This is a genomic window from Hyphomicrobiales bacterium, from assembly GCA_039973685.1.
Lineage (GTDB): Bacteria > Pseudomonadota > Alphaproteobacteria > Rhizobiales > JACESI01 > JACESI01.
Genome location: JBDWKL010000039.1, coordinates 21,479 through 31,651, shown reverse-complemented (window position 1 = coordinate 31,651; position 10,173 = coordinate 21,479). Strand labels below are relative to the sequence as shown.

Here is a 10,173-nt window from a genome sequence, read left to right as displayed (position 1 = left end):
CTTCGTCTTCTTCGTCATCTTTGGTCTCAGTATAAAGCGTCAAGAAACCATCAAAACGAACAACCGTACCAGAAGCACGAAGGTTAGCCGTTTGGCCATTACCTGTTGCCAAAATCTCGGCAGTGGTGCGTTCCATCTCGGCTGATGCCATTTGGCAAGCAATCGTCCGCTTCCAAATCAGGTCGTAGAGCTTGTACTGCTCTTCTTCCAGATATTGCTTCATCTCTTCAGGGCGGCGGAAAGCATCTGTCGGGCGAATGGCCTCGTGTGCTTCCTGTGCGTTTTTCAGCTTCGACTTATAAGTACGCGATGCTGCTGGCACATAACGGCCACCATAAGAAGATTGAATTTGATCGCGAATAGAGGTGATGGCTTCTGGTGCCAAATCCACACCATCGGTACGCATATAAGTAATAAGACCAGTTGTCTCACCACCAAGCGTGATGCCTTCATAAAGCCGTTGGGCCACTTGCATCGTGCGCTGAGCAGAAAAGCCGAGCTTGCGCGATGCTTCCATTTGTAGGGTAGACGTGGTGAACGGCGGATATGGGTTGCGCTTTTGCGGCTTGGCTTCAACGCTTTCTACCTTGAAGCTTGAGGCTTCCAGCATTGTTTTGATCGCGTTTGCTTCATCACCATTGTTGATATCGAGGCGTTGTTTCTTGTCGCCATTAAAAGCGGTGAGGCGGGCGTCGAAGGGTTTGCCTTCGCCGTTTTTCATATTGGCAATAATCGACCAATATTCTTGCGGATTGAAAACCTCAATCTCGCGCTCACGTTCACAGATAAGACGCAGAGCCACAGACTGCACACGGCCTGCAGAGCGAGAGCCCGGCAATTTGCGCCATAAAACAGGGGAGAGCGTAAAGCCAACCAAGTAATCAAGGGCACGACGAGCAAGATAAGCATCCACCAGCGGGGTATCCAGCTCACGTGGATTATCCATTGCTTCTAAGATCGCGTTTTTCGTAATCGCATTAAAGACCACACGCTCAACAGCTTTGTCTTTAAGTGCCTTTTTATCCTGCAACACCTGCAACAAGTGCCAAGAAATTGCTTCACCCTCTCTGTCCGGGTCAGTCGCGAGGATCAGTTTGTCGGAGCCTTTAACGGCCTTAACAATTTCACTAATGCGCTGTTTCGCCTTGGTGTCCATCTGCCAATCCATGGCAAATTCTTCGTCAGGACGAACAGAACCATCTTTCGGCGGGAGGTCTCGAACATGACCGTAAGAAGCAAAGACTTGATAATCGGAACCAAGATATTTGTTGATTGTCTTAGCTTTGGCGGGCGACTCAACAATGACAACGTTCATGCGAAACTCTTTTTAAAAGCGATTTGGGTCGAGCCTATTTGGCGCATTTATTGGCAAGGGACAATCCCTATTTCTTGTAAATTCCACTTAAAAGTGATCCCTAAAGGCTCAGAGAGGCAGTTTTTGGCTCTCAAAATTGAATGATTGGCAGCTTTATCGATGCATTATCATAAGTTGTATTGTGTATCTTGTATATACTTTAGGTTGTGTTAGGGGGGGTTATTCGTTTTTAAGTTTGATTCATCGAGGCGCATTAAATGTCAAAAAGACACCAATTGCTAAAAGGAAATGGAAACAATTCCTACATTCTATCGTCTAATCCCACGACTAAGTCAATTTCTGACGATCTGAATGAAACAGAAGCAAGAGAATTTCAGGTTGAAACGGCAAAATTTATTGAAAGATATTGCTCTGAGCTGGTTGTTATCTCGACACGAGCAGATATGAACTTTCTTGCATATCTGCTTGATATGGCGCGTATCGAGGCATCGGACCGTATTGAAAAGCCGGAGTCAGGTAAAACGGCGACCGTCGCTTAAGCCAGCTTGAACATGTTGGCCTCTAGCCTCTCAATACGTCCTGAGAATTCAAGTTCACAAAGACATGCGACAACAGCTTGTGCGGATAAACCTGTAAATCGAACAACATCGTCAATGTGGACAGGCGCCGCGCTGAGATTTTCTGCGATGCGTTCAATATCGCTTTCTGGGAGTCTATTATTCTCATAACCCTCCGCCTTATTCGCTTCAAAGCGGAATGGCGATTGTCCGTCTGATGACTGTATTTCCTGAAAGCTTTCAGAAGGCCGCAGGTCTTCGATAATATCCTCAGCCGAACGAATAAGTGTCGCGCCTTCGCGGATTAGTCTGTTGGTCCCTTCAGAGCGTGGGTCCAAAGGGGATCCTGGAACAGCGAAGACTTGCCGATTTTGCTCTCCGGCCAATCGCGCCGTAATCAATGAGCCAGATCTTCTTGCTGCTTCCACAATCACAACGCCGCTGCACAGGCCTGAAACAATCCGGTTCCGGCGAGGGAAGTCTTGCGCGCGAGGGGAAAGCCAAGGTGGTGTTTCGCTCACGATGGCACCGTGGTTTTCAACGATGTCATTGGATAAACCAAGGTTTTCTGGCGGGTAAACATTTGCATGCCCACCTGCCATAACGGCGATTGTTCCACCTATGAGGGATGCCTTATGGGCTGAGGTGTCGATGCCACGAGCAAGGCCGGATACAACCACATAGCCTTCTTCCATCAATCTGTTTGCTAATTGTGCAGCTATTTTCTGACCCGCTATCGAGGTGTTGCGCGAGCCGACGATCGCAACCATTTGCCGTTGATTGAAATCAACATCACCACGAACAAGTAAAAACGGCGGTGGATCATCAATTTGGCGCAACAACGTTGGGTAGTCAGGTTCACCAGCTGCAATGTGCCTAACACCGAGTTTTTGCGCGGCGTCTAATTCGCGCAGCGCGTCATCTCGGCTACAAATTTTGGGAAACTTATTACTGCCAGCTTTAGAGGCAATTTGGGGCAGGGCTTCCAGTGCATTTTCTGCGGAGCCAAACCGGTTGATAAAATTGAAAAAAGAAATCGGGCCAACTTGCTCGGTTCGTGCCAAGCGAAGCCATGTTATACGCTGTTCATCGGTGAGCGATGGACGGGCCAAATTTATCCTTTCTTGCCAATTTTGCTTTCTGTGCCTTTAAACAGCCGTATTATGTTTTCGTGATGCTTCATCCATGTAAGCAGGGTCAAAAGCATGAAGAGTTCTGAAAATTGGAAGGCATCAAAATAGCGAAGCACAAACGGTGTCGCGAGCGTTGCAAGTAAGGCTGCGAGCGATGAATAGCGGAACAGAAGTGCTGCCAAGAGCCAAACCACTGCAAACACCAGCAAGGCAGGGAGGAATAAGCCGCCCAAAATGCCGATATAGGTGGCAACGCCTTTGCCGCCATTGAATTTGAGCCATATGGGAAACAAGTGCCCCATGAATGCAGCAAGTCCCGCAATAACCGCGAAATCTTGTCCGGCATAGTAAAATGCAACCAAGACGGCAACCGTGCCTTTAAGAGCATCAGCAAGCAGGGTAAGGGTTGCAAGTTTCTTGTTGCCCGTTCTCAAAACATTGGTTGCGCCAATATTGCCAGAGCCAATGTCGCGAATGTCGCCTTTTCCAGCAAAACGCGTGATTAATAGCCCAAACGGGATGGAACCCAAGAAATAACCGAAAGCTGCCCAAGTTAAAATCAATGGCAATGCTGAGCTAAAATTGATGAAATCAGGCATTTTCTAAAAGTCCGCAGCTTTTAATTAAATCTAAGATTGCAAGTTTCAGCATTAGCCTAACCGATAGACTTCCATGCCGTCCACAAATGTTTGAATGCAGCGGCCCGTAAACCGTGCGCCTTCAAAGGCTGTGTTCTTAGAAAAGGACTTCAATCCAGCTTCATCTAATATCCAAGGCATATCAATATCAAGCAGAGCAAGATCAGCATTTGCGCCTTTTTTGATTGTGCCACTTTGTTGCGCGATCAGGTTCGCTGGATTGTTCGCTGTTACGCGGATGAGATCAGAAAGATCCAGATCATCGTTGTGAACCAACCGCAAAAGGGCGGCCAGCAAGCTCTCAAGACCAACTGCGCCATTTGAGGCATCTGCAAACGGGTGGCGCTTCATATCCACATCGCGTGGTGTGTGGTCTGAATGAACCACATCAATGGTGCCGTCTTTAATGCCTTCAACAACGGCCATACGGTCTTCTTCCAATCGCAATGGTGGCGAGAGCTTGAAGAAGGTGCGGTAGGAGCCAATATCGTTTTCATTCAGCGTCGCGTTATTAACCGATGCGCCAGCAGTCACATTAAGCCCGCGCTTTTTAGCTTGTCTGATGAGGTTCACTGATTCAGCACAAGAAAGGCTGGCTGCATGATAACGCCCACCCGTAATCTCGACGAGGCGCAGGTCGCGCTCCAGCATGATGACTTCTGCAATCTTCGGAATACCTGGAAGGCCAAGGCGCGTTGCCATTTCGCCTTCATTCATAACGCCGCCTTCAGAAAGACTTGGTTCATCGCAGTGATGAATGACAAGGCCATCAAAGTCACGGGCATATGAAAGCGCTCGGCGCATGATGCGAGCATCGGTGAGGGGCCGCTTGCAATTGGTAAAAGCAACAGCTCCAGCTTCGCGCATGAGGCGAAGTTCTGACATTTCTTTGCCCGCTAACCCTTTGGTCAAAGCGCCCATTACTTTGACGTTGCACACGGCATTGGCACCGGCACTACGGGTAATGAAATCGACGAGTGCGATGTCATCAATCACGGGATTGGTGTCTGGTTGGGTGATAATCGTAGTAACACCACCTGCAACCGCTGCCTGAGACGCGCTAACGAGTGTTTCCTCGTGCTCGCTGCCTGGTTCTCCCGTGCGAACTTGAAAATCGATCAGGCCCGGAATGAGAACCTTATCGCGGCAATCAATGATTTCATATTCGGCTTCCAAGAGGCTTGGGGCGACATGGGCTTCGATTGCTTTGATTTTACCGTCTTCAACAAGAACGGTGCGCTGGTCGTCAAGGTTTTGGCTTGGGTCGACAACGCGGGCATCTACAAATGCTAGAGGCGGACGGGTGAAGGGCTGGTTCATTTCGCGGCCTCCCGTTCTGGCAAGTGCTCTGCGAGCGCTTCAAGTACCGCCATGCGGATGGCGACCCCCATTTCAACTTGTTCACGAATGACCGATTGCGGGCCGTCAGCAATTTCTGAGGCAATCTCAACACCACGGTTCATCGGGCCAGGGTGCATAACCAGTGCATCATCATTAGCAAAAGCGAGTTTTTGTGAATCAAGGCCGTAGTAGCGGAAATATTCGCGGCTAGACGGGATAAAGGCACCGGACATGCGCTCCATTTGAAGGCGTAGCATCATAACGACATCGCAGCCTTGCAAGCCTTCTTCCATATCGTGGAACACTTCAACACCCATGCGCTCAATACCAGCAGGCAGGAGTGTGCGCGGCCCAATGACACGAACACGGGCTTCCATTGCGTTGAGCAGGATGATGTTTGAGCGAGCAACGCGGCTGTGCAGGATGTCACCACAAATTGCGACCGTTAGCCGGTGAAGGCGGCCTTTGTGACGGCGAATGGTGAGGGCATCGAGCAGGGCTTGTGTTGGGTGCTCATGCATCCCGTCGCCTGCATTGATCACAGAACAGCCTACTTTTTGCGCCAAAAGCTCGGCAGCGCCTGCACTTGCATGGCGCACGACCAAGAGATCAGGGTTCATCGAGTTCAAGGTGATCGCCGTATCAATCAGCGTTTCACCCTTTTTAACGGAGGAAGAACCAACTGACATATTCATCACATCTGCGCCGAGGCGTTTGCCCGCCAGCTCAAATGACGACTGTGTGCGAGTGGATGCTTCAAAGAAGAGATTGATTTGCGTGCGCCCACGCAAAACAGATTTTTTCTTCTCAATTTGCCTGCCGACATCTACCTGAGCATCAGCAAGATCGAGAAGGCCGCTGATTTCAGCGGGCGATAATCCCTCAATGCCGAGAAGGTGGCGATGGGGAAACGAGTAAGGAGATGATGAATTCATGAGTTCATCTCTTAGGGCATGCTAAGAAAACTGGCAATATGGCTTCTTATGCCATCGTTTCGAGTTGCTTTTTCTCCACAGGCATTTGTTTGTTGTCCAATTATTGAGTTCTAGGTGATGTTGCACTCACTTATGGGTATGATGTGTTGAACGCAAATGTGAGTCGCAGCCTTAATTATGGTTTTAGAAACACCTACTGATGTGTACGGCGAAACGCCGCAAAACCAATCTCCGCCTTATAGCGGACGTGATCTTTATTCGACAGATCCATTGCTGGTCGCGATGGCGTCTAACTTTTCCGACGCCGCACGGCAAAGCTTTAAACGGCTGGGCGCATCGCTTGGATCAGCTGATAGTTTTCATTTGGCAGCGCTGGCTAATAAAAACCCACCAGTTTTAAAAACCCATGATGAACGCGGTAAGCGTATTGATCGGGTGGAATATCATCCCTCATACCATGCACTTATGCGTCGAAGCGTGAGTGAAGGGCTTCATGGTTCTGTTTGGGAAGATAGTAATGCACGCGATGCGGGGCATCACCATCAAGCCCGTGCCATTCGCTTCTTTTTGACGGCGCAAGTTGAATCCGGCCACCTTTGCCCGCTTACTATGACCAATGCGGCGCCCGCAGCCCTTCGTCATAATCCATTGCTTGCGCAAGATTGGGTGCCGCTGATCCGCTCACGCACCTACGATTCAGGCCAAAAACCATCGCAGAACAAATCCAGCGTCACCATCGGCATGGCTATGACCGAGAAACAAGGCGGCACGGATGTAAAGGCTAATCTAACCTATGCCCAACGGGTAGGGGGCGATTTATGGCGGATAAACGGCCACAAATGGTTCATGTCAGCGCCTATGTCGGATGCCTTTTTAGTCTTGGCGCAAACTGATAGCGGATTGTCTTGTTTTCTTGTGCCTCGCTTCTTGCCAAATGGAGAGCAGAACAAGCTTCGCCTGCAACGGCTTAAAGATAAGCTTGGTAATATTTCAAACGGTTCCAGTGAAGTTGAGTTTCATGGTGCTGGAGCGTTTTTAGTTGGTGCGGAAGGTCACGGCATTCGGACCATATTGGATATGGTGACATTGACGCGCCTTGATTGTGCTGTTGGGTCTGCAGGTTTGATGCGCACAGCGCTCGGTCATGCTGTGCATCATTCACGGCACCGGAGCGTTTTTGATAAACAATTGATCGATCAACCGCTTGCAATGCGGGTAATGGCAGACTTGGCCTTGGATGGGGCGGCGGCGACTGTTTTGTCACTGCGCCTTGCAGAAGCTTTTGACCGTGCTACGCGCAATCCGGGGGAGGCGTTGTTTGCTCGGTTGATGACGCCGGTCGTGAAATATTGGGTCACGAAAGCAGCGCCACCCTTTATTGCTGAGGCGATGGAATGCATGGGCGGTAATGGCTATACGGAAGACTGGCCAATGGCGCGTTATTACCGCGAAGCACCTGTTAATGCCATTTGGGAAGGCTCAGGCAATGTGATGTGTCTGGATGTATTGCGCGCCCTTCGTGCTAACCCTGAAGCACTTGATGTGGTACTCTCCCTCGTTGACAACACCTTCGGCCCTCAGCGAAAATCACTGAGCGATGTGGTGCGGCAAGCCGCTGTTGTTAGTTTAAAAGATGAGGGGTCTGCGCGCATATTAACGGAGCAATTGGCGCTAACTGTCGCGGCCGCAGAATTACACCGCATTGCGCGGGCAGATATTGCTGATGCCTTCTTGGACAGTCGACTTAGCCGCCCATTCCGTACGACTTACGGCATGATGGATGGTCGTTTTGATGCGCGTGGCATTTTGGAAGCAATGTATCCAGCTCCCTAAAATGCCACGGCTAATTGTGTTGTTAGCCCTTAATGGGTGCCGCCGCTGGATCGAAATGCGGAATGCTTTGGCGACTAGCTGGGTCGCTTTCAATATCAGACCAATTATCGTTCGCTTGGGCGATATTGGCGATCATGTTTTCGCTCCAAGTCGATTTCATGTCTTCGCGACGAAGAAGATATAATTTCCCGTCTACGATTTCCCAGCTCATCGGATTTGCCGGAAGTTTCACATTAGTCGTCACGCCATGCACGCAATGACCATCAAACTTTGGAGCGAATGCAGCTGGGTTTGCGACAAAGCGTGCGCGGTTTTCCTCTGAAGAGAAAGCGTATTTCGCACCATTATAAGACGCTGTGAATTGATCATTGCCAGGTTCAATATAGTTTAAACCACGGTCAAACTCTGTCTCATTCGCATCAAAATATGAAACCACATCATAACCGGAAACAGCAAATCCTGAGCTGTCTATGTAAGTGTCGCCCGCTAGTGAAGTAGACGTGCTGCCAATCAAAAGCGCTGCACCTAACACTGTTCCTGCTAATTTGTTAAATCTAAGCATCTTAAGTACCCTCTTTATATTATTAATTGCCCAATAAAATTTGTGTGAGGAGTATAGGGCTGACCAGTGAAAATAGATTTAAGGTCTTTCTTTCAAATTTAGCGATCTAAAATTATTATTTAATTACAATCATTTAAGAATTTTTTTAAATGGAACTCTTTGATATTTAAATAGAGCAGCTTTGGACTGATTAGGCTTTGTGTGCCATTCCAATCATCCGTCTTCGCGTGTTGCCAATTCATAAAAGCGCTCTAAAGCACCCTGCAAAATGAAGCTTGCTGCGACATTGTCGATCCGTTCAGCCCGTTTTGCGCGGCTTGTATCGGCTTCCAACATGGCCCGTTCTGCCGCAACTGTGGATAACCGCTCATCCCAATAGGCGACAGGAAGGTCGGTTAGTTTTTCCAAATTGCGCTGAAAAGCTTTGGTTGCCTGCACGCGAGGCCCCTCTGACCCGTCCATATTAAGGGGGAGGCCGAGGATGAGGCCGCCAATATTTTGTTCCTTGCAGGTCTCAAGCAAACTCTCCGCATCCTTCGTAAACTTTGTCCGCTTAATGGTTTTTAGCGGTGAGGCGACCATCCAAGCCGTATCGGAAACGGCAAGGCCGATGGTTTTCGATCCAAGATCAAGACCAAGCAGGCGCTGGTTTTTTGTGGCGGTGACAAATTCTGTGTGTTCAAGTGCTGGCATAATTGCTTCATGCATGAATAAGATGTCGAATACAACTGTGATCAACCGAGTGATTGAATTCCTATTCAACTAAGGCGTAGTATGTTTCATGAGTTCAGTTTTCGCCATGATAGAGAGTTTCGCCCAGTTCGCGCAGAGTTTCGCTGAACTAACGGCAAGCTTAGGTGCGATAGGGTTGCTGTTTTTTGTCGCTGTCTACATTCTCGTTGTGTTGTTGTTCCTGCCAATTACCCCGTTTTCATTGGCTGCAGGGGCGATATTTGGATGGTGGGGCATTCCGATTGCGTATTTCAGTGCCGTCGTGGGCTCAATAATTGCATTTTCAATTTCGCGCGGTCTTGGCAAAGAATATGCGGCCAAAATATGTGCGAAAAGACCGCTTGTTGGCACCTTGGAACGTGTGGTTGTCAAAGGCGGCTTTCGGCTCATCTTATTGATCCGCCTGTCAGGGGTGCTGCCATTTGCCGTGCAAAATTATGCTTTTGGTCTGACAGCTCTCGATCGGCGTAGTTATATTTGGGCAAGTTTGATTGGTCTTTTGCCCGGTGCCATTATCAAAGTTTGGATTGGCAAAACGAGTATGGATGTCTTAGCGGGCGATCTGTTTTCGAGTTGGGTCAGTGTAGCAGGCCTGTTATTTGCGCTGGTGGCAACGATTCTCATGCTTGTTTACATCGGTGTTTTGGCCAAAAGAGAACTTCGAGCTGAGGGCATTTCGCTCTCAGACAGCAAGAAACCTTCCCGTAAGGCGATTTAAGCGCAAATTTTGAACTTGTTTTCATCCCGATATTGCACTTGAGGCAGCCGCTCTGCTATAGCGCGGATACGAACAATTTCAACACCGGAAAATTCCATGTCAGTTGATACTGAGACAGTAAAACGTGTCGCCAAATTATCGCGCATCGCCATTGATGATGCACAAGCCGAAAGCATGAAGGGTGAGTTGAATACGATCCTTGATTGGGTTGAGCAGCTTAATGAGGTCAATGTCGATGATGTTGAACCAATGACCTCTGTCGTTGATCAGAAAATGCGTATGCGTGAAGATGGTGTGACCGATGGCGGTTACGCAGATAAAGTTACAGGCAATGCGCCCGTTTCTGACGACGATTTCTTCGCCGTTCCTAAAGTTGTTGAATAGAATTTCTTAAAGACATAAGGCCTTT

11 protein-coding genes are annotated in these 10,173 nt (G+C 48.9%); 4 read left to right on the top strand and 7 right to left on the bottom strand.

Annotated features, from left to right (window positions below; genetic code table 11):
• On the bottom strand, positions 1-1,315 hold a 1,315-nt coding region (gene topA / locus ABJO30_10520; protein MEP3233250.1), incomplete at its 3' end, for a type I DNA topoisomerase.
• Between the two features lie 257 nt (positions 1,316-1,572).
• Between topA and ABJO30_10515 the strand changes: the two genes are divergently transcribed.
• The gene (locus tag ABJO30_10515) at positions 1,573-1,854 is read left to right on the top strand and encodes a hypothetical protein (protein ID MEP3233249.1); all 282 of its coding nucleotides are present in this window, start codon (positions 1,573-1,575) and stop codon (positions 1,852-1,854) included.
• On the opposite strand, the gene dprA is transcribed toward ABJO30_10515, so the two are convergent.
• The 4 genes from dprA to ABJO30_10495 are packed head-to-tail and all read right to left on the bottom strand — an operon-like array spanning position 1,851 to position 5,919.
• The gene (gene dprA, locus ABJO30_10510) at positions 1,851-2,984 is read right to left on the bottom strand and encodes a DNA-processing protein DprA (GenBank protein MEP3233248.1); all 1,134 of its coding nucleotides are present in this window, start codon (positions 2,982-2,984) and stop codon (positions 1,851-1,853) included. The genes ABJO30_10515 and dprA overlap by 4 nt on opposite strands.
• A 2-nt stretch (positions 2,985-2,986) precedes the next feature.
• Entirely contained in the window at positions 2,987-3,604 is a 618-nt protein-coding gene (gene plsY, locus ABJO30_10505; protein ID MEP3233247.1) for a glycerol-3-phosphate 1-O-acyltransferase PlsY, read from the bottom strand.
• Positions 3,605-3,655: 51 nt separating this feature from the next.
• A complete protein-coding gene (pyrC, locus tag ABJO30_10500) occupies positions 3,656-4,963 on the bottom strand; it encodes a dihydroorotase (protein MEP3233246.1) in 1,308 nt (435 codons plus the stop codon).
• Positions 4,960-5,919: an aspartate carbamoyltransferase catalytic subunit gene (locus tag ABJO30_10495; GenBank protein ID MEP3233245.1), complete on the bottom strand. Its 960-nt coding sequence runs from the start codon at positions 5,917-5,919 to the stop codon at positions 4,960-4,962. The genes pyrC and ABJO30_10495 overlap by 4 nt, the downstream gene beginning before the upstream one ends.
• A gap of 177 nt (positions 5,920-6,096) precedes the next feature.
• Between ABJO30_10495 and ABJO30_10490 the strand changes: the two genes are divergently transcribed.
• Positions 6,097-7,752, top strand: a complete 1,656-nt coding sequence (locus ABJO30_10490) for an acyl-CoA dehydrogenase family protein (protein ID MEP3233244.1) — start codon at positions 6,097-6,099, stop codon at positions 7,750-7,752.
• 22 nt (positions 7,753-7,774) lie between these two features.
• Here the strand turns inward: ABJO30_10490 and ABJO30_10485 are convergent, their stop codons facing one another.
• Entirely contained in the window at positions 7,775-8,314 is a 540-nt protein-coding gene (locus ABJO30_10485) for a YHS domain-containing (seleno)protein (GenBank protein ID MEP3233243.1), read from the bottom strand.
• Positions 8,315-8,527: 213 nt separating this feature from the next.
• Positions 8,528-9,007 (bottom strand): Holliday junction resolvase RuvX, encoded by a 480-nt coding sequence (gene ruvX / locus ABJO30_10480; GenBank protein ID MEP3233242.1) that lies wholly within the window; start codon positions 9,005-9,007, stop codon positions 8,528-8,530.
• A gap of 88 nt (positions 9,008-9,095) precedes the next feature.
• Between ruvX and ABJO30_10475 the strand changes: the two genes are divergently transcribed.
• Complete coding sequence (locus ABJO30_10475) at positions 9,096-9,764, top strand: VTT domain-containing protein (GenBank protein MEP3233241.1); 669 nt, start codon at positions 9,096-9,098, stop codon at positions 9,762-9,764.
• Between the two features lie 96 nt (positions 9,765-9,860).
• The gene (gene gatC, locus ABJO30_10470) at positions 9,861-10,148 is read left to right on the top strand and encodes an Asp-tRNA(Asn)/Glu-tRNA(Gln) amidotransferase subunit GatC (GenBank protein MEP3233240.1); all 288 of its coding nucleotides are present in this window, start codon (positions 9,861-9,863) and stop codon (positions 10,146-10,148) included.
• Positions 10,149-10,173 lie beyond the last annotated feature (25 nt).

Coding starts and splice junctions, on each gene's coding strand:
- ABJO30_10485 (MEP3233243.1), bottom strand. CDS start 8,314: ATGCTTAGATTTAACAAATTAGCAGGAACAGTGTTAGGTGCAGCGCTT.
- gatC (MEP3233240.1), top strand. CDS start 9,861: ATGTCAGTTGATACTGAGACAGTAAAACGTGTCGCCAAATTATCGCGC.
- ruvX (MEP3233242.1), bottom strand. CDS start 9,007: ATGCCAGCACTTGAACACACAGAATTTGTCACCGCCACAAAAAACCAG.
- pyrC (MEP3233246.1), bottom strand. CDS start 4,963: ATGAACCAGCCCTTCACCCGTCCGCCTCTAGCATTTGTAGATGCCCGC.
- plsY (MEP3233247.1), bottom strand. CDS start 3,604: ATGCCTGATTTCATCAATTTTAGCTCAGCATTGCCATTGATTTTAACT.
- ABJO30_10490 (MEP3233244.1), top strand. CDS start 6,097: ATGGTTTTAGAAACACCTACTGATGTGTACGGCGAAACGCCGCAAAAC.
- ABJO30_10495 (MEP3233245.1), bottom strand. CDS start 5,919: ATGAATTCATCATCTCCTTACTCGTTTCCCCATCGCCACCTTCTCGGC.
- ABJO30_10515 (MEP3233249.1), top strand. CDS start 1,573: ATGTCAAAAAGACACCAATTGCTAAAAGGAAATGGAAACAATTCCTAC.
- ABJO30_10475 (MEP3233241.1), top strand. CDS start 9,096: ATGAGTTCAGTTTTCGCCATGATAGAGAGTTTCGCCCAGTTCGCGCAG.